Source organism: Mucilaginibacter sp. P1_A3, assembly GCF_056406855.1.
The window spans coordinates 117,023-137,670 of record NZ_JBFTZJ010000016.1 but is presented as its reverse complement, the minus strand read 5'-3'; the positions used below and the strand labels follow the sequence as shown (position 1 = coordinate 137,670).

Here is a 20,648-nt window from a genome sequence, read left to right as displayed (position 1 = left end):
TGTAAGCCTGATTTATGTAAAGGTCTATTCTACCTCAACCAAACTACTTGCTCCATAAGTAACGGGCTCCACCCTTTTCAAGTGTAAATTACTCACCGGCTTCACCACCAACGGTATTTTCTCAATCCGGGTTTCGCTGGTATCAAGACCAAATGCTTTAGCTTCTGACTGGGCCAATTTTTTGATGGCGAAGTAGCTGTTCAAAATAAAACCTTCGCTCATGCTGAACAGGTTGTTATAGCTCAGGAATTTTTCCATGATCACAAACCTGAAATCGGCCGCTATTTTATATCTATTAAGCGACGCATACTGACTGGTAATATCTATCTCCTGACGTTTCACCATATCCTCCACCACATTACGGAACAGCACGTTCACCCTGGGTTGTATCCTGAAACCTAAGCGGTACTCAATTCGGATCACCTTGCCGGGCTCAATCTGGTCTACACTATACTCCATGGTGTAGGGCTCGTCGGTACGCTCAATGTGCACAAACCAGTAGGTATCGGCACGTTTAGGCCGACGGCTCATGATAGAGTATATGATCTTTTCTTCAATCTGCTTGCCGTTGTTGGCTTTAGTAAGGTAAATAAGATGGGTAGCGTATTTATTAACGGTAGTATCGGCGCTAAGCGCATTTAACAGGGGTAATTGTTCTTTGATATCAATAAAATTCAGGAAACGGTTATTGATTTTACGGGCTCTAAACCAGATGTACATGGTAAATATCAATCCTACCTCAAAGCCAACAAAGAATAATCGTTTTAATATTTTAACCGCATTGGCTACAAAAAACGAGAATTCGACCGTTAAAAAAACGCACAATATAATAGTTACCAGCCATACGGGCCAGTGCTTTACATAGCGCATAAAATAGTACATTAAAATGGTGGTGCTCAGCATGGCTATAGTGATACTAAACCCGTAAGCAGCTGTCATGGCGCTGGAGGTGCGAAAATACAGCGAAACTAAAATACAGCCAACACACAAAATCCAGTTAATGCTGGGGATATAGATCTGCCCGCGAATGTTTGATGGGTACTTAATGGTTATCCGCGGCCAAAAGTTCATGCTCACAGCCTCGCTGATCAGCGTAAACGACCCGCTGATTAAAGCCTGGCTGGCAATGATAGTAGCCATAGTAGCCAGTGCAATGCTCGGTATCAAAACCTGGTGGGGCACAATCTCGAAGAAAGGATTCACCCCGGTAAAGTTTTTGCTTGGTGCCTGCGACAACACCCATGCACCCTGCCCAAGGTAATTGAGGATAAGCGTAGTTTTAACAAATATCCAGCTTACCTGAATGTTCTTCCGGCCGCAATGGCCAAGGTCGGAGTATAAAGCTTCGGCACCTGTGGTACATAAAAATACCGCACCCAGCAACCAGAAACCTTTAGGGTGATCCATAAGCAAATGCGCCCCGTAATAAGGATTTAATGCTTTAAATATACTCGGGTAATGCATTACCTGAACGGTACCCAAAACTCCCAGCATTATAAACCACATCAGCATCACCGGCCCAAAAGCCGCGCCCACCACCTTGGTGCCAAACTGCTGAAAAAAGAACAGCAATATGATAATAACAATAACAATTAGTAAAATAAGGTTATTACCAGGTACTATAACACTTGAAAAATACGGAACCAGGTTTAACCCTTCAATAGCGGACGTTACTGATATAGGCGGGGTAATAATACCATCGGCCAGTAAGGTACCTGCTCCAATGATAGCCGGGATAGCCAACCATTTACCATAGCGCCTTACCAGGGCATACAGGGAAAAAATACCGCCCTCGCCTTTATTATCGGCTTGCAGGGTTATTACAATGTATTTAAAAGTGGTTTGTAGCGTAAGTGTCCAGAAGATGCAGGAGATAGAGCCTAAAACCAGATCCTGGTTAACCTTACCACCCTCAACCAGCAGGGTTTGAAAAACATAAAGGGGGGATGTACCGATATCGCCAAAAATGATACCGAGGGTAACTATCATACCCGCAAAAGTGAGGTGCTTAACGTGCGAATTCATTTAATAAGATAAAAAATAGGGGATTGGGAACGTGGCGATCCTGCTGCGTATTGAGCAATTGCCAGCCTTTCTGGTTTTTTTGGCAGCAGCAACAGGAAATATTATCACCATAAACTAATTTTATTGATGAAATCGCTTAGCCAAAACACATGCCTGCCGCGGTTTTATTTTCACAATTACCTATTTTACAAATACTTACATATTAAAAAGCAATTATAACTGAAATGATAAAACCTATCAAAATGATAGGTTTTATCATTTTGATAGCGGATAAGAAGGATTGGATTTTGAAGAAAATCAATTAAAAAAATTGACTTAAAACCAAAAAGTCATGCCGAATTTATTTCGGCACCCCACATGCAAAGTGTACAACATGATGGTTACCTGTCCTGTGAGATCCTGAAACAAGTTCAGGATGACTTCGAAATGTGAAAACTGTTCCTAAAACTGCACGCCCCACCGCTCTTCAATACCTAATCCAAACAAAGCGAAATCATACTTCACCGGGTCGAGGGGATCAAACTGTTTTAGCCTTTGGGTTAGTTCAATGGCGGTTTGCCAGTCGGTTTGTTTGCGGGTGATGAGGAGGAGTTTGCGGGATACACGGTCGACGTGTAAATCAAGCGGGCAGATCAGGTCTGCAGGATTAATGTGATTCCAGATACCGAAGTCTACACCGTTATCATCCTTGCGTACCATCCATCGTAAAAACATATTCAGTCTTTTACAGGTAGATTTTTGCGAGGGCGACGATACGTGCTTTTGGGTACGATGAGGGTAATCTGGCAGAGAGAAGAAATACTTCCTGAAATGGTTGAGATAATCTTCGACCCCCAAGCCTCCCGAAGGGAGAGTTTCTTGATTTACCAGGAGTTTCGCTTGCTCCCCTTTCAGGGGGCTGGGGGGCTGCTGTAAAAAAGCATCCTCCAAAGATTCAAACTTTTCATAATGGCACCTGAAAAACGCTATAAAATACAGTGTATCGATATCATTAAACGTGCGATGCTTAAAGTGTAGCAGCTTTTTAAGGTCAGTTTCTTCATGGTTGATGATGAAATCATGCGGTGCACCATCCATCAATGTAATTAATTCCTTACATTTTTTTATGATGGTGACCCGCTGCCCCCAGGCCAGGGTAGCCGCCCAAAAACCCATAATCTCGATATCCTGCTTTTTGCTGAACAGGTGAGGGATCACGATAGGGTCGTTCTCAATAAACTCAGGGCGATTATATTGGGCAACTTTGGCGTCGAGAAAGGACTTAATATTTTCTATCATAGTTACAAAGAATCAGGAGTCAAGAATCAAGAGGTAAGATTTTTCCCTTCTTGATTCTTGACTCTTGTCTCTTGATTCTAACTCAACGCTTGCTTCAAATCTTCCAATAAATCCTCAATGTCCTCTACACCTACGCTGAGGCGTAAAAGATTATCTACCACACCTGCCTTTTCACGTTCAGCCTTGGGGATTGATCCATGGGTCATGCTTACGGGGTGATTTATTAAAGATTCCACACCGCCTAAAGATTCTGCCAGTGAGAACACTTTGAAAGATGACGCTATGCGGAAGGTTTCCTGCAGATCGGCTCCTTTTAGCACGATGCTGATCATACCGCCAAAATCAAGCATTTGCTTTTTAGCAACTTCATGATTTGGATGATCGGTAAAGCCAGGCCAGTAGATCTTTTCTACTTTAGGATGCGTTTTTAAAAATGCTGCTATCTGGCGGCCATTTTCGCAATGGGCTTTCATACGCAGATGCAGTGTTTTTATGCCTCTAAGTACCAAAAAGCTATCCATAGGGCCCGGTGTAGCACCGCAGGCATTGTAAATAAACCATAGTTTTTTGTACAGATCCTCATCGTTCAGCATCAGGGCGCCCATGACCACATCACTGTGGCCGCCAATGTATTTGGTTACGGAATGCATCACCACATCGGCACCAAGGTCTATAGGGTTTTGCAGGTACGGCGAAGCAAAGGTATTGTCAACCACAAAAAGCAGGTTTTTCTCTTTGGTTATTTTACCGATAGCCGCTATATCCACAATTTGCATGGTGGGATTGGTAGGCGTTTCTATCCAAACCAGCTTAGTTTTATCGTTAGTGTACTGGCGGATAATCTCGGGATCAGAAAGATCAAGGAAATGAAATTTGATACCATAGTTGGCGTATATCTTGGTAAAAATACGGTATGAACCACCATAAAGGTCGTTCCCGGTTATCACCTCATCGCCCGGCGCCAGTAATTTCATTACCGCATCTGTAGCACCCATTCCACTTGAAAAAGCCAGGCCAAATTTTGCATTCTCCAATGCCGCCAAACAATCCTCAAGCGCCTTGCGGGTTGGGTTGGTACCACGTGAGTACTCATAACCCTTATTATCGCCCGGCGATTTTTGCCAGTAGGTAGATGTCTGGTATATCGGCGTCATGATTGCGCCTGTAGTTGGATCGGGCTCCTGCCCTGCGTGTATAGCTTTAGTTGCGAATTTCATGTGGCCCCCTAACCCCCTAAAGGGGGAATTTTTGATTTGCTTCCTTCCCTAAGAGGAAGCCTATTTTGTATTATCCTTTAGGGAAGGATTATTTGATTTAAGCCCAACGATTTTGACTGCTTATCAAAGCTGCACATCAAAAGCTCCCCCTTCAGGGGGTTGGGGGGCTAATACGCCCGTGCAAACAGAACCCTCTGCGTCGATGGTTTACCGGTCAAAATACATTTACCTTCTTCCAGTTTGTTATCCAAAGGTATACAACGGATTGTCGCTTTAGTTTCCTCTTTTATCCTTTGCTCGGTTTCCGGCGTACCGTCCCAATGGGCGCTCAGGAAACCAGGCTGCTCATCAAGCATGCGTTTAAACTCCTCGTAGGTGTCAACCTCGGTGGTATTCTCCGCTCTGAAATTAAATGCCTTTTTGTAAATGTTATTCTGAATCTCTTCTAACAGGGCTTCAATATGCAGCGCCAAACCATCCTGGTTTACAGTTTCTTTGGTTTTGGTATCGCGGCGTGCAAGCTCAACGGTGCCATTCTGCATATCACGGCTGCCAATGGCAACGCGCAACGGAACGCCTTTTAGTTCATATTCTGCAAATTTAGCTCCCGGGCGGTGGGTATCGCGTTTATCAAATTTAACCGATACTCCTTTGGCTTTTAATTCCTTGGTTAAGCCGGCTACAAATGTTGCAATGTTATCCAACTCTTCCTGGTGTTTATATATCGGCACAACAACAACTTGTATTGGGGCCAGTTTTGGAGGCAATACCAGGCCGGCGTCATCGCTGTGGGCCATAATAAGCGCACCTATTAAACGTGTTGATACCCCCCATGAGGTTGCCCAAACGAAATCTTGTTTATTATCGCGGGTTGTAAACTTTACATCGAAAGCTTTGGCAAAATTTTGCCCCAAAAAGTGCGATGTACCTGCTTGCAGGGCTTTACCATCCTGCATCAATGCCTCTATACAGTAGGTATCCAAAGCGCCTGCGAAACGCTCGTTAGGCGTTTTGCGACCCTTTACTACGGGCAAAGCCATCCAGTTCTCGGCAAAATCCGAATAGATCTCCAGCATTTGCTCCGTTTCGGCTATAGCTTCATCTGCGGTAGCGTGGGCGGTATGCCCTTCCTGCCATAAAAATTCGCTTGTGCGCAAAAACAAACGGGTACGCATTTCCCAGCGCATTACGTTTGCCCACTGGTTAACCAGGATGGGCAAATCGCGGTATGATTGGATCCAGCCTTTATAGGTGTTCCAGATAATGGTTTCTGATGTTGGGCGAATGATCAGCTCTTCTTCCAGTTTAGCATCTTCATCAACTATAATATTTCCGTCGCCGTCGTTTTTTAGGCGATAGTGTGTAACAACAGCGCATTCTTTAGCAAAACCCTCAACATGGCTGGCCTCTTTACTAAAGAAGGATTTGGGTATCAACAGTGGGAAATAAGCATTGCTATGCCCTGTGTCTTTAAACATCTGATCAAGCACGGCCTGTATCTTTTCCCATATAGAATACCCATATGGTTTAATGATCATACAGCCCCTAACCGGCGAATATTCGGCCATGTCAGATTTAATTACTAAGTCGTTAAACCATTGCGAATAATCTTCGTCTTTACTAATAACACCTTTGCTCATATTGATTGGATAGAATTTGACTTTGCAATTATTGTATATTGCGCTCAAATTTATAAATTTAAAACTTATTCGAACCCGAACTTTTACAACCTGTATATGAAACGGAACATTGCAATAGGAATTTTTCTCATCAGTGCCCTTGCACTGAGTTCCTGCTCTACTCAAAAACTGGCTACTACCGCCAATAATGATGACGTTTATTTTTCAAATGCCAAGGCGGGCGATGAGCCTATCTACGCTGTACAGCCTGTTTACAATCAAAATGGGGATGAATATCAGCAAGATCAGCAGGATGATGATGATTACTTTTACTATGATGATTATGCATCGCGCATAAACCGTTTCAGTTATTACTCTCCGTTTAGTTATTATGATAATTTATATTACGGTTACAGCAATCCATATTTCAATAACGGCTTTAGCTTAGGTTTTAATTATGGCCCTTATGGCTATGGCTACTCTCCTTATGCTTACGGCGGCGGCTATGGAGGCTGGGGCTTAGGATATGGTTATGGTGGCTGGGGCTCAGGTTTTGGCTCTGGGTACGGCGGATACGGTTATGGAGGCTATGGTGGTTATGGCTACGGTGGTTTATACGGCGGCGGCTTTTATGGTGGCGGCGGTTACGGCGGCGGTGGCTATGTATCATCGGGTACGCCACGCCCGGTGCGTGGCACAGGCAGTCCTTTAAGTGGCCGTGGTACACCGGCAAATAGCGCTTATGGCCGTGGTACCCGTGTTGGCGGTCCGGCGCAAAGCTCAAGAACAGGTATAGGCTATATACCAGGTGGCCGGGCAAACCGGACTACTGACGGCCTCACCCGCGGCAATTCAAATAACAGCAATAGCAGTTACTCACGCGATTCGCGCCCGGTAAGGCAACAAGATACCAGGCCGGCAACACAAAGTGTTGAACGTTCACAACCTGCACAATCACCTTCGCCAAGTTCAAGCGGTGGCTCAAGCAGCGGTGGTGGCTCAAGCAGTGGCGGCGGTGGCGGCAGACCAGTTAGACCATAATTTTATCAGCTTATATCTATGAAGATTAAATATTTACTCAGTGTAATTGCTATAGTAGCATTTACAAAAGATAGTTTTGCGCAATATTCGCAGGATGCCATCCGCTTCAGCACCTTTCAAACGGGGTCAACTTCGCGCATCAAAGCAATAGGCAATGCCGGGACAGCTGTTGGTGGCGACCTGAGCTCGATAAGTGGAAACCCTGCAGGCCTTGGGTTTTTCACCCACTCGGAAATAAGCATAACGCCCGAGTTTAATGGCTCAAAGGTAAACTCAACTTACCTTGGCCAGTTCGGCAACGACAGCAAAAGCAACCTTAATTTCAATAACGCTTCGGTAGTAATTTACCAGCGATTGAATACACCAAAGGGCCGCGACAAAACAAAAGGATGGTTAAGCTTTAATTATGGAGCTGCCTACAGCCGCACCAATAACTTTTACGAAAACATAACCTATGGTGGTAAAAACGCGTCAAACTCTATTGGCGATTATTATGCCAGCCTTGCCAATGCAAATGGCCAGGTAAACCAGGGCGGCCTTGATGATTGGGCTTACCAGCAAAACCTGATAGATAGTTATAGTACTACCGGAGGCGGATCTGAATACCGCAGGAATGCATTTGGCACGGTTGACCAGTTAAGCAATACCATACGTTCTGGAGGCCAGTCAGAAGTAAACCTTGCATTTGGAGCCAATTACAGTAACAAGCTCTATTTAGGTTTAGGTTTGTCGTTATCCGATATCAGGTACAACTCATACAGCGTATTTAACGAAACGGGTAACGCAAACATACTGGTGAATAATATCGGCACAAATGTTGGCTTTAATTCAGGCTTTGTTCAGGACCAGATCACTAAAGGGTCTGGCGGTAATGTTAAGCTGGGTTTAATTTACAAACCCATTAATACCCTCCGTTTAGGTTTTACAGTTACTTCGCCAACGTTTTATAGTATCGACGACTCTTACGATGAAAGCCTTGCAACCAAATTTAATAATGGCAGCGCTTTTGCAAACGGTCCGCAGGATTATTCTTTATCCTACAACATGCGTACGCCCTTTAAATTTACCGGTGGTGCCGCTATCTTTATTGGCAAATATGGCTTCATATCCGGCGACGTAGATTATATTGACTATAAAACCACCCACATCAGCAGTAATGATAGTTATACTGCCGATTTTGACAATGGCAATATTAAAGCGCTTTACCGCTCAACCATTAACGCGCATGTTGGCGCCGAAGCCCGTTTAAACAGCATGCTTTACCTGCGTGGTGGTTACAGCGTACAGGGAAGCCCGCTTAAACAAAATGGCAGCGATATTAAAACAGTAACCGGTGGTATTGGTGTAAGGTTTGGTAATTATTATGTAGATGCAACCTATGCACATTTAAGTGGTTCGCAAACTGTTTACCCATATGAGATAGCCGCTGCAAGCCCATCTGCATATTTAAAAAAGACAAATAACAATGCCTTCCTTACTTTAGGATATAGTTTTTAATTATCCAAAAATATTTTTTTCACAAAAAGCCTTCCGGTAATCCTGGCAGGCTTTTTTTATGCTTAACCCTGGATGACCGACCGAAGTTTTAATGGATAAAATACTTTAAAAAAGACAATTAATATTTACCCTCTGATAATAGGGAAATAGCTTTTAAAACCACTAAGTCATGCCGAATTTATTTCGGCACCCCACACGCAAGTAAGCACGACATAGGTATGCTGTAGACAGGATGTAAACGTTGCAGGTCTGAATGTCCTGTGGGATGCCGAAATAAATTCGGCACGACGTCGGCTTTTGAACTCTTTCAGGGTAATAAATTTACCGGATTAAAAGCCCGATAGATCACCTATCTGCTCTGTCTTTTCCAGGTGCCTTACATCAAAACCTTTGTTGGCTGCCCTTACCACCAGTTGGTTATAAGTTTGATCATCCAGTGTTGGGCGGCGGCTCAAAATCCAAAGAAATCTGCGGTTTGGATGCCCAACTACAGCATAGCTGTAATCTTTTGCCAAATCAATTATCCAGTATTTGCTTTTACAAGGCCAGGAAAACTGAACGGCCAGCTTGGAGTTAGTCCCCTTATCAGTAACAAAAGCTTTTCCTTCAGTTACTTTAAGGCTATTATTTTTTATGCAGCGATTTTTTACAATGATGCTGCCATCTTTATTTAATCCGTAAGTTGCCGAGGTGCATGAGCACCCCTTCTCAAAAGGTTGAGGGAAAGCGGCTATTTCGAACCAGGTACCCAGGTACTTTTTAAGGTCGACATAGTTAACAGTTTCCAATGGTTTTTCCCGGGCTTGCAGTGCCAATGCAGCCAAACCCAGTACAACAGAAGTTGCCAAAATCTCTTTCTTCATACAACCATAACGCCCGGTACACCCAAAAAGTTTAAACAATAAGCACATATTTACCCCTCGCGCCTCCCTGAAATATTTAATTACCTTTGCCACAAAACATTAAAATTGGGTACAACAGCCACATTTCAGGATAAAAAAGTCATCAGCATATTAGGTTGCGGCTGGTACGGGCAGGCATTAGCCAAAACATTGATCAACGAGGGTATACGGGTAAAAGGATCAACCACATCACCTCAAAAAATGGAGTTACTTTTGGCTGATGGCATTGAACGATATTTGATTGATTTTTCTGTTGATGATAAACCTTACGATGCCGAATTTTTTAATTGCGATGTACTTTTAATTGCTATTCCGCCAAAAGCGCGGTCGGGCCAGGGAGCAAATTTTACTAATAAGATCAAGGCCATCATCAACGCTATAAATCAGCATGGCGTTAAAAAAATAGTGTTCATCAGTTCAACCGGCGTTTATGCCGATTTGAATACCGAGGTTGACGAAAACACACCACCGCAACCCAATACCGAAGCCGGTAAAATATTATTTGCTGCCGAAAACCTTTTCAGAGAAGAGAAAACGTTTAAAACTACCATTATCCGCTTTGCAGGATTGATAGGACCAGGACGCGATCCGGGCCGATTTTTTGCGGGTAAAAAAGATATCCCCAACGGAGAGGCACCAGTAAACCTAATACATTTGAATGATTGCATCGGATTAACCAGGGCCATTATCGATAAAAATGCTTTTGGGTATTTGTTCAATGGCTGCTCGCCGAATCATCCTGCAAAATCTATTTTTTACACCAGCGCCGCCTTAAATTCAGGATTTGAAAAACCGGAGTTTATTCATGAATTAAAGGACTGGAAGATTGTTAAAAGTGTACATGTGGAGCCGATATTGAATTATCAATTTAATACCGGTATTCAATAGTAAATACCAATTTAGGGTACAAAAATTATCAGGGCTTTTAAAAGATTAATCGGGCTTTGCCGCCAGGGGCTTATCGCCCATCACAAAAACCAATCTCCCGCCGTTCATGATATCCTGATGACTGATATAATTTTTAAAATAGGGCTTACCATTTAAGCTGATACTCTGAACATACTTGTTAGTTACTGATAAGTTTTGGGCCACAATAACAAAACTTTTATTGCCGGGTAAGGCAAGGCTGATCCGGCTCAATTGCGGTGCGCCAAATACGTACCTTCCATCGGCGGGGTTAACAGGGTAAAAGCCCATTGCCGTAAAAATATACCAGGCCGACATCTGCCCGCAATCATCATTTCCCGATAGGCCATCCGGCTTGTTCTGGTAAAACTGATCTGCTATCTGCCTTACCAGTCGCTGGGTTTTAGCCGGGTAACCGGCCAGTGTGTATAAATAGACAATATGATGATTGGGTTCGTTACCATGGGCATATTGGCCTATCAGCCCGGTAACATCAAGCGTTGAACCTTTGCCAAACACTTTTGAGTCCACACTGAACAACGAATCGAGTTTGGCTATGAAGTGCTCCTTCCCTCCCATCAGCTTTATTAGCCCCGGAATATCATGCTGTACCTGCCAGGTATATTGCCAGGCGTTCCCCTCGGTATAATCACCTCCTATTGCCAGTTGTCCGCTATCCAGGTTGGCAAAAGGCTGCACCCAGCTACCATCTGCCAGCCTGCCCCGCATCAGGCCGGTTGATCTGTCGAACAGATTTACGTAGAACGTAGAGCGTTTATGAAAATAGTTGTAATCTGCCGTTTTGTTAAGTGATTTAGCCAGCTCAGCAGCACACCAATCGTCATAAGCAGCTTCAAGCGTACGGGATACTGCCTCACGTTTTACACTATCTGATGGCAGATAGCCATGCTGCATATAAAGCGACCAATTGTACTTTGGATTTTTATTGGTAGTGAGTGTGGCTTTTATGGCTTCAAACGCCTGCTCTTTATCAAAACCTTTAATACCTTTCAGGCTGGCATCCACAATCACAGGTATCGCATGGTTACCTATCATGGCGTAACTTTCCTTGCCAAACAAGGTCCATACCGGTAATAATTTGGTCACGCTAAAATGCTGCAACATGGTTTCAACCATTTGGCCATCTTTATCGGGGCAAATGAGGGTATACAGTGGATGCGCGGCGCGATAAGTATCCCATAAGGATAGCGTTGAATAATACACTTTATCGGCAGATTGATGTACCCCGCCATCAGCACCACGGTATTTTCCATCTACATCGGCAATGTTATTGGGTTGAATTAAGGCGTGATAAATGCTGGTATAAAAGGCTATTTGTTGTTCTTCCGCACCCTCGGATTTTAGTTTGGCGAAGTAGCTTTCCCAAACTTTAGCGGCATCCGCTTTAACCTGTGCAAATGTTTTATTTGCCGTTTCGGCATCCAGGTTTTTGCGGGCGCCGTCGATACTTACAGCCGATAGACCAACTTTAGCTTCCACCGCTTCGCCGGAATGGGCATCAAAATCAACTACCAAACGGCGATGTGTATCCCCGTCAATAAAATGATGACCGGTAAATGGCTTGCTAAACCTCGCCGTAAAAAACACCTTCTTATCAACCCATTGGCTCGAATACGCGTAGCCGCTGATGGTGGTTTTGCTATTGACAGTGATGTTGCCTTCAGATACATGTTCTTTTAGTTGTTCGGCATCCTCAACCAAACCACTTTGCATATCTATCAGCAAATGCGATTTGCCGGCTTTGTTGAAAACATAACGGTGAAAGCCAGTGTGAGCCGAAGCCGTAAGCTGCACTTTAATGTTATGATCAGCTAAAACCACCTCGTAATAGCCCGGTGAAGCTTTTTCTGTTTGATGTGAGAAAGCACTGGTAAATTTGGCCGGATCGTTCCCCTGGAAAGGAAAAAACAAAACATCCCCCAGATCAACCCCGCCTGTGCCACTTAAGTGTGTATGTGCAAAACCTGTGATAATCCGGTCCTCATACCGGTAACCGGAACAATAATTCCAGCCGAAATTGCCGGTTTCCGGGCTTAACTGAACCAAACCAAATGGCACCGTAGCACCGGGAAAAGTATGCCCTGTTGCTGATGTACCTATAAATGGATTAACATATTTACCATAAGTTTGGGCATAAGCAATAACGCTTGTAAACAAACAGCTGAGTGCCAAAAGTATTTTAAACAAGCTTTTCAATTGCATCATAAACCTGTTATTAATGGAACATATATTTTCCGGGGTCAATCAATTTATCGGTAGCAGCCTCCCTTAACAATAACAAATCCTGCATGCGGTTTATATTATCGGCTATATAATATCCGCTTAAATTGTAAACGCCTTTTTTAAGATGCAGCAGCGCTTTTTGAGGTTCAACGTACGTATTTTTATTTTTATATATCACCGGCTTACCATCCAAAAACAAAGCCGGACTAACCTCAAAACCCGAAGTTAACTCATAATCACCGTCGACATCAATTTTTAGGTAACCGCTCATTTTTACCCAGGTAAGGTCGCCATCGGTAACAGGTAAAACCATTGGATTGGTAGTGTTTACTACCGCGCTTGTTGCAATAACAGTAGTATCCAGTTTGGCGAAATTGGTTTCTTTGGTTTTTATGAGTTCATAGCTTAAGCCGGGGATTAGTCCTGCCTGGTCAACAATACTTGCGGTAATGTTGGCGTGCTTTATAGTTGCCACCTGGAAAATGTGTTGCTTATTCAGGGTCCAGGTAGTGTAGGTTTTTAGCACTAAACTATCTTTAAGCATAGCACTGATATTAACGGGAAATCCCTGTGCCTTTGCGTTGCTATCGGGCATTTTACCGTTGACCGAGTAGCGTATTTGTGCACCCAACAAAGGGTATTGAAGTACCAGCCCAAACTGGTTGCTATTGGTAACAATATTGTCCATACCTACGATATTGGGTAGGCGGGCGTTCAAATTCCATAATTTAAAGTAGCCATATTGCTGCTTGATTTTATACTCAAAGCGATTGATATTCTTGTTTGCCTTTGACGACCATGTGAGCTCGGCCACGGCCAGTGCGCGGGGATAAACCATATACTGGAGGTGCAGTGCATTCGGAACTTTTTCGGCCCAGATATTACCCTGTGCACCTAAAATATATTCGGCCTCCTGCGGACTTAGCTCTTTTGACTGCAGCTCATAATTGTAAACCATCTGCCACGTTACCGGCGGATTCCAGCCAACAGGCTCCAGCTCCTCATTGGCCTGCGGCGCATCAAAATACATATATGGCAATGGTGTCATCACCACATGATGGTGCATTTGAGCCGCTGCTATGCCTCCGGATTCACCCTGCCAGCTCATTACCGTAGCCGACTCGGCCAGCCCTCCCTGCAAGATCTCGTCCCAGCCTACCAACTTTTTGTTTTTGGAGAGCAGGAATTTTTCTATCCTTTTGATGAAGTAGCTTTGTATTTCCTTCTCGTTTTTCAGCCCTTCCTTTTTCATCAGCGCAACGGCAGCAGGGCTTTTCAGCCAGTCTATCATTTCAGCTTCATCGCCCCCTATATGGATGTATTGATTAGGAAAAAGCGCGATCACCTCGGTAAGCACATCTTCCATGAAACCGAAAGTATGTTCGCTGGGGTCCAGCATACGCACGCGGTGTTTGGCCCCGGTTGAGTCCTGGCAGCCCAGTTCGGGATAGGCGAATATGGCAGCTTCGCTGTGACCGGGCATTTCAATTTCGGGTAGTATGGTTACGTACCTGGCTTGCGCGTATTTGATCACCTCGCGGATATCATCTTTGGTATAAAAACCATCGCGACCGCCATCAATCAAATTATCCAGCTTGCGAAACTTGCCCTGCTTTTCATAAAAACTAATCTTTGAGCCCACCTCGGTTAGTTTGGGATATTTATCAATCTGGATTCGCCAGCCCTCATCATCAGTTAAATGCCAGTGAAATACATTCAGTTTGTAATGGGCCATCACATCAATATATTTTTTCACCTCTTCAACCGTAAAAAAATGACGACTAACATCCAGGCTCAAACCTCTCCACTGAAAACGCGGCTCATCGGCAATAGCACATGTAGTTATTTTTAAGGGCGCAATAGCTTTTGCAGGAAGCAATTGCAGCAGCGATTGCACGCCATAAAATACCCCCGCGCCATTGCCTGCTATTTTAACGCTGCCTGGTTTAACATTAAGGCTGTATGCACCTTCTTTGTTACTCACCGTGGTAATCAACTGTATGGCCGTAGCAATCGGTATTTTAGGGTAAACCTTCAATTTTAAATTCAGCTTATAATTTGCTGCAAGGTAATCCTGCAAGTATTTACCTACGGATTCGCTTTCTTTATCAACCCCGATAACTGCCTTCCCGCTTAAAACAAACGCGCCTTTTTGCTCCGTTAAATGCAGCGGCTGCGGGATAATATGCAACTGGGCCTTTACAGATACTGATAAACATAGGCTGAAAATTGCGGCTATATATTTTATTTTGAAGCGAATAATGTTCATTTATGAAGTGGCTTAAATTTTAACAGTGATCTTTTTGGCGTACAATATCCAAACGGGTATAAATATGATGATAACGGTAAGTATGGCCGATATCAATGATGCATTCTCTGGCGAAAAATTTGGCGTAAGCAGGTGAAAGTACATGTACGACCATACATTGGTTTTATGCCCATTATTCATAACCGGGATAATGGATAAAACTTCGGGAATTACATCGGCCAATACATAAGCGGCAATGGCATTACGCCCAAATGCCAGGAAAGGAGGCAACAGTTTTTTATAGCCCTTTACATCAATAAGCCAATAGGAAATGGAAAGAATAATGATAGCCAGCCCCGCGGTGAAGAGTACAAAAGAGCTTGTCCATAATTGTTTGTTTATTGGGAAAAACACGTTCCATATTAAACCGGCAATCACCAGGAACACACCTGTTCCGGTGAGTTTAAAGATCTCCTTAGTATTTTTAAGTTTATCGCTTTTGAGCCAGGCACCTGTAAATACCCCCAATAAACAGGTACCTATAGCGGGAATAGTTCCCAGCAAACCTTCGGGATCCCAGGTTTTTGATTGCGCCCACAGGTGATTACCGGTAAAAATAATTCTATCAATATAAGCGCCCAAATTGGTTTCCTTTTCTAAATTAGGATGATCAACGCCCGGTACAGGAACAAACGTCATTATTAAATAGTAGCCTATTAAACAGCTGGCTGCGATGATGATTTGCGTGCGGGTACTGGTTTTCAGGTACATTATAGCCGTGATGCCAAAAACTATACCTATCCGTTGCAATACCCCCGGAAAACGCAGATGAGCAAACTGAAAATTGCTGATGAGCGGTAAACAAATGCCCAATAACACAATGATAAGTGAACGCCGCAAAATGGAAAGAATCACTTTGTTATGATTGACTTCATCGGCTTTTTTTGCCTGCATCGCGTAAACAATAGATACGCCTACCATGAACAGGAAGAAAGGAAATACCAGGTCGGTTGGGGTGCAGCCATTCCATTTGGAATGCTCCAGCGGCCAGTAAATATGTCCCCAATCGCCGGGGTCATTTACCAGGATCATGGCAGCTACAGTAAATCCACGAAAAAAATCGAGCGAAAGCAGCCTTGGTCTGCTGGTGCTTGTGGCCTTATCGCCAACTACCGTATTTGCCATCTTTTTATTTGATCATCAATAGATTAACCCCGGTGAATTAGTTCTTTTTCCCGGTAACTTTAAGGTTATAAACAAAATGATAGGTGCCCGATACAATATTCACCTGTTCGTCATTACCAACTTTTTTAATTTCCGTAATATCTTCTATCGTGTTTATATCAAGTCCACTCTCGGTAATTTGGTYGGTTACTGATGGCAATACTACCTTAGCTGTGGTATTGGGTGGTATGATAACATCCAAAGTAAATACGCCATTATCCACACTCCATGCCGACTTAATTTTACCGTACAGTGTTTCCAGTTCGGCCTGGGCGCTGGTAAGTTTGCCCCCAAGATGCGGCGCGATGATGATCTTGTGAAATCCGGGATCGTTTTCATCAGTATTAATACCGGCAATTACCCGGTACATCCAATCGCCGATGGCACCGTAGGCATAGTGGTTAAACGAGTTCATCTCCGGATCTTCAAAAGTACCATCTGGTTTAATACCGTCCCATCGTTCCCAAATAGTAGTGGCGCCATTTTTTACCGGGTATAGCCATGACGGGTACGATTCCTTCCTCAGCAAACCATAAGCTACATCACTATATCCAAACCGGCTTAATACATGGCAAATATAAGGTGTACCCAAAAAGCCGGTTGTGATGTGCTCATCATAATCATCAATATTTTTCACCAATCTTTTCGCGGCCGACTGCCTCAGCTCTTCGGGCAGCATATCAAAGTAAAGTGCCAATACATAGGAGGTTTGCGTGCCGGATATCATGCGCCCGTTTGGCGTTACATACTCGCTATTAAATGCTTTTTTTATATTGTAGAGTAGCTGTGAGTATTTTTGCACATCATCGCTTTTGCCCAATACTTTAGCTGTGTTGACGAGCAATTGTGTTGAATGCGCGTAAAATGCCTGCGCTATCAAGTTTTTATCGGTAAGTGCGGCACCATCTTCATAATTGGTACCGGCATAAAACAGCCAGTCGCCAAAGTGATTCCCGGTATCCCAAAGGTAATTGCGGCTATGCACCTGGATATAACCCACCCATGCTTTCATACTTTCATATTGCTCCTGCAAAATCCGTTTATCGCCATAGGCCAGGTAAATATTCCATGGGGCAATAGTGGCCACGTCGCTCCAGCCCGACGCAGCGGCAGATGCGCTATCCAGCATGCTTGGTATTACATAGGGCACTGCGCCGTCTTTATGCTGATCGGCAGTAAGATCTTTCAACCATTTGGTAAAAAAGCCGGCAACATCCATGTTGAAGGTTGCAGTACGGCAAAAAGCCTGGGCATCACCCGTCCACCCCATTCGTTCATCCCGCTGAGGGCAATCTGTAGGTACATCAATAAAGTTTCCTTTTTGTCCCCATTGAATATTGTGCTGCAACTGGTTAATCAATGGGTTTGATGTGGAGAATTTACCCGTTTGAGCCATATCTGAATACAGTGCGTAAGCCGCCAGATTAGTTGAATCAAGCGGACCATCATAACCAACTACCTTCAAAAACCGGAACCCCTGGAAGGTAAAATGAGGCTCGAAGGTGGCAACACTGTCATCTTTAAAAACATAGCTGATCTCCTGTTTGGCAGTACGCAGGTTTTTAGTGTAAAAATTTCCTTTCTGATCAAGTACTTCGGCATGGAACAGCCGGAGGGTATCGCCTGCTTTTGCTTTAAGCTTAAACTGCACCCAACCTACCAGGTTCTGCCCAAAGTCAACTACCCGTTCGCCGGCTGGTGTAGTAAATACTTTAAGCGGCAAAAATTTCTCATGCTTTTTTACAGTTGGCCCGGCAGTGGCTATCAGGTTATCTTTAATAGTTTCATCAGTTTTAACGGTATCCCAGGTAAGGTCGCGATAGGTGGGGTTTGTCCAGCCCGGTTTATCTTTGCGTGCATCGTAAACCTCACCATCAAAAAACGATGAAGACTGGATAGCGCCATAACTTACTTTCCAGCTTTTATCAGAGTTGATGACCTCGCGCTTGCCATTGGTATATAATATCTCCAGCTGACAAAGTAAAGCCAGTTTTTTACCATACACATCCTTTTTACGGTTATAGGTATAACCACGGTACCAACCATCGCCAATGGTTACCCCAACAGCATTACCACCCTTTAGCAACATGGATGTAACATCATACACGTTGTATTGGATACGTTTGTTATAACTTGTCCAACCGGGTGCAAAATAATCGGCACCTATCTTTTTTCCGTTTAGCTGCGCTTCAAAAACGCCGTGTGCGGTTATATACAAATGAGCAGCGCGTACTTTGTGTTCCAGTTTAAATGCCTTACGAAACATGGGGGCAGGCCCTCCTGTTGTATCAGATAAATAAGTATCCTGAATCCATTTGGCTGTCCAGTCGGTAGGTTTTAGCAAACCCATTTTCCAGAAATAAACCATACTCCAGGCGCTTACCTGGTTTTTATTGTTCCATACCCTTACCTGCCAGTAAACTTTTTGCCGCGATGTAAGCATCGGACCACCATAATAAATTTGTATCGACTGATCTGAATAAATCCGGCCGGTACCCCATATAATATCTTTGCCTTTGGTTAATGATACCGCGTTACTGCCTACCCTGATCTCATAAGAAGTTTGCTGAATACCGCGGTCCTGGGTCACCAGCTTCCAACCGAGGCGGGGGTTGGCTGCATCAACAGATATTGGATTGGTTTTATATTCACATATCAGGTTATCAACACTAAAAGGAACGGGAACGGGCTGAACCTGAGTATAGCCCCGGGATTGTAAAAAAAGTAATAAAACGATACTTAAACATGCTTTGTTGAACACGCTTATGAGTTGAGTATAATTCATGCCATTAAATATAGCTTTAGAACGATTTTGTTTTAACGCGCATTACTTTTTTATCCTCAAATTGAGTAAAAATGATGTGGTAATTGCAATACCTCTATATAAACGTAATATGGCCCTGTAAAAGTTTCACAAGGCCACAAATACAGGTATTAATGTTCTAAGGCTGCTTCATTTGCCGGATATTGAAAAAGCAACCGGATGTTGGTATAAGCAGCCGGGTTGATAGTCCAAGCATCCTTCTTTCCTGCCTTTTCCCTGGCTCCATGGGCTGCCATTACCGCGGCCGCCTTTCCTGTGCGCAAAAGATCAAACCAGCGATGATTTTCAAAGGCTAACTCTACCTGCCTTTCATGCGCGATAGCTGCACGGAAAGCATCCTGGCCCGAAACATTTAATGCCGGATCTGCATTGCCGACAGACATGTGCTCCAATCCGGCGCGTTCCCTTACCAGGTTTAAATATTTAAATGCATCGCCGCCACCTGCAAAACCCTGTTCATTCAAACATTCGGCAAGCATCAGGTAAACATCAGCGTAGCGGTATACCGGGAAATTTTTACCTGTTACACCCTGCACAGCGCTTGTAGTTTGGAATTTTCTGATAAAGGGTAAATCAATGCCATATTCATCAGATGTAAAATCGATTAACGAAGCATCTCTCCTGCTATCGCCCTCTTCATAGGCGTTTACGAGGTCTTGCGTTGGGATATTCCAGCCATTTTGCGCGCCGTTGGCTATTTCGAAGCCGGTTACATCACTGTCATAATAATCCCAGGGAATAAAAGTATCCATAAAATTGCTGCCCAGTCCGTTGGGGCCTTCAATATACTGGATCTCAAATATCGATTCGGGACCGTTCTCTTTAGTAATATCAAAGTTATCGGCATAATCGACATTCAGGCTATAAGCGTTTGATGTGATGATATTGCGGAGCAGTGGTATAGCCAGGTCAAATTTCTTTTGGGTCATGTACACTTCGGCAAGCATGGTTTCTGCGGTACCCTTGGTTACCCTTCCTTTGTTGGCCGCACCGCTATACCTTACCGGTAGTTTGGCAATAGCTACCTGGGCATCCGCAATAATAGCAGCATAAACGGCATTAATATCGGCTTTGGTAGCTACCTTAAAGGCATCACTTACCGATTCTACTTCATTAAGCACCAACGGAACCTGGCCAAACATACGCACCATATTAAAATAATTAAATGCCCGTAAAAAACTGGCCTGCCCGGCTATGGTATCTGCAACAGCTGCATTAAGCTTGGCTGCAGGCAGCCTGCTTAAAATAGCGTTACACCGGCCAATGCCTGTATAGCTGGCCTCAAAAAAAGCGCCAACCATATCGTTATTGCTCACTTCCCTGAATTCGTCTATTTCCTCTTTGTTGGTACCAGAACGATCATAAGGATCAAATTCATAGGAGGTATTATCAGAGCGCATTTCGCCCATGGCCCAAAAACTGCCCTTGTATAAACCCTGCAGAGGAGCGTAAGCGCCATTAACAGCCTGGGTAAACTGGGCGGGCGTTTTAAAAAAAATGGTCGTATTTTGAGTTCCTGTTGGCTGCAGGTTAAGGTAATCTTTTTTACAGCCGGCTAAACCAATTGCTGCAAGAATAAGAAAAGTATATATATTAATTTTCATGATTTCAGTTGTTATGGTT

13 protein-coding genes are annotated in these 20,648 nt (G+C 43.9%); 3 read left to right on the top strand and 10 right to left on the bottom strand.

Annotation, left to right across the window (positions count from 1 at the left end; all coding sequences use genetic code 11):
- Nucleotides 1-24: 24 nt before the first annotated feature.
- The 4 genes from AC1D0K_RS28175 to proS all read right to left on the bottom strand — a co-directional run bounded on the left by AC1D0K_RS28175 (nucleotide 25) and on the right by proS (nucleotide 6,160).
- Entirely contained in the window at nucleotides 25-2,025 is a 2,001-nt protein-coding gene (locus tag AC1D0K_RS28175) for a KUP/HAK/KT family potassium transporter (protein ID WP_477394068.1), read from the bottom strand.
- Between the two features lie 441 nt (nucleotides 2,026-2,466).
- Complete coding sequence (locus tag AC1D0K_RS28170; RefSeq protein WP_477394066.1) at nucleotides 2,467-3,303, bottom strand: TIGR02757 family protein; 837 nt, start codon at nucleotides 3,301-3,303, stop codon at nucleotides 2,467-2,469.
- A 77-nt stretch (nucleotides 3,304-3,380) separates the two neighbouring features.
- Entirely contained in the window at nucleotides 3,381-4,520 is a 1,140-nt protein-coding gene (locus AC1D0K_RS28165) for a cystathionine gamma-synthase (RefSeq protein WP_477394064.1), read from the bottom strand.
- Between the two features lie 167 nt (nucleotides 4,521-4,687).
- On the bottom strand, nucleotides 4,688-6,160 hold the full coding sequence (gene proS / locus AC1D0K_RS28160) for a proline--tRNA ligase (RefSeq protein WP_477441660.1): 1,473 nt from the start codon (nucleotides 6,158-6,160) through the stop codon (nucleotides 4,688-4,690).
- A 96-nt stretch (nucleotides 6,161-6,256) separates the two neighbouring features.
- Between proS and AC1D0K_RS28155 the strand changes: the two genes are divergently transcribed.
- Nucleotides 6,257-7,180, top strand: a complete 924-nt coding sequence (locus AC1D0K_RS28155; RefSeq protein ID WP_477393808.1) for a hypothetical protein — start codon at nucleotides 6,257-6,259, stop codon at nucleotides 7,178-7,180.
- Between the two features lie 18 nt (nucleotides 7,181-7,198).
- Nucleotides 7,199-8,677 (top strand): OmpP1/FadL family transporter, encoded by a 1,479-nt coding sequence (locus AC1D0K_RS28150; RefSeq protein WP_477393806.1) that lies wholly within the window; start codon nucleotides 7,199-7,201, stop codon nucleotides 8,675-8,677.
- Nucleotides 8,678-9,006: 329 nt separating this feature from the next.
- On the opposite strand, the gene AC1D0K_RS28145 is transcribed toward AC1D0K_RS28150, so the two are convergent.
- On the bottom strand, nucleotides 9,007-9,540 hold the full coding sequence (locus AC1D0K_RS28145) for a lipocalin family protein (protein WP_295713424.1): 534 nt from the start codon (nucleotides 9,538-9,540) through the stop codon (nucleotides 9,007-9,009).
- Nucleotides 9,541-9,645: 105 nt separating this feature from the next.
- Between AC1D0K_RS28145 and AC1D0K_RS28140 the strand changes: the two genes are divergently transcribed.
- Nucleotides 9,646-10,467 (top strand): SDR family oxidoreductase, encoded by an 822-nt coding sequence (locus AC1D0K_RS28140; protein ID WP_477393803.1) that lies wholly within the window; start codon nucleotides 9,646-9,648, stop codon nucleotides 10,465-10,467.
- Nucleotides 10,468-10,512: 45 nt separating this feature from the next.
- Here AC1D0K_RS28140 and AC1D0K_RS28135 read toward each other — a convergent pair whose 3' ends face one another.
- The 5 genes from AC1D0K_RS28135 to AC1D0K_RS28115 form a co-directional block, all read right to left on the bottom strand.
- Nucleotides 10,513-12,711 (bottom strand): GH92 family glycosyl hydrolase, encoded by a 2,199-nt coding sequence (locus tag AC1D0K_RS28135; RefSeq protein WP_477393801.1) that lies wholly within the window; start codon nucleotides 12,709-12,711, stop codon nucleotides 10,513-10,515.
- A gap of 10 nt (nucleotides 12,712-12,721) precedes the next feature.
- Complete coding sequence (locus AC1D0K_RS28130; protein WP_477393799.1) at nucleotides 12,722-14,998, bottom strand: beta-N-acetylhexosaminidase; 2,277 nt, start codon at nucleotides 14,996-14,998, stop codon at nucleotides 12,722-12,724.
- Nucleotides 14,999-15,010: 12 nt separating this feature from the next.
- Entirely contained in the window at nucleotides 15,011-16,162 is a 1,152-nt protein-coding gene (locus AC1D0K_RS28125) for an acyltransferase family protein (RefSeq protein ID WP_477393797.1), read from the bottom strand.
- A 37-nt stretch (nucleotides 16,163-16,199) separates the two neighbouring features.
- Nucleotides 16,200-18,986, bottom strand: a complete 2,787-nt coding sequence (locus tag AC1D0K_RS28120; RefSeq protein ID WP_477463130.1) for a family 78 glycoside hydrolase catalytic domain — start codon at nucleotides 18,984-18,986, stop codon at nucleotides 16,200-16,202.
- Between the two features lie 149 nt (nucleotides 18,987-19,135).
- Nucleotides 19,136-20,629 (bottom strand): RagB/SusD family nutrient uptake outer membrane protein, encoded by a 1,494-nt coding sequence (locus AC1D0K_RS28115; protein WP_477393793.1) that lies wholly within the window; start codon nucleotides 20,627-20,629, stop codon nucleotides 19,136-19,138.
- Nucleotides 20,630-20,648: the final 19 nt, after the last annotated feature.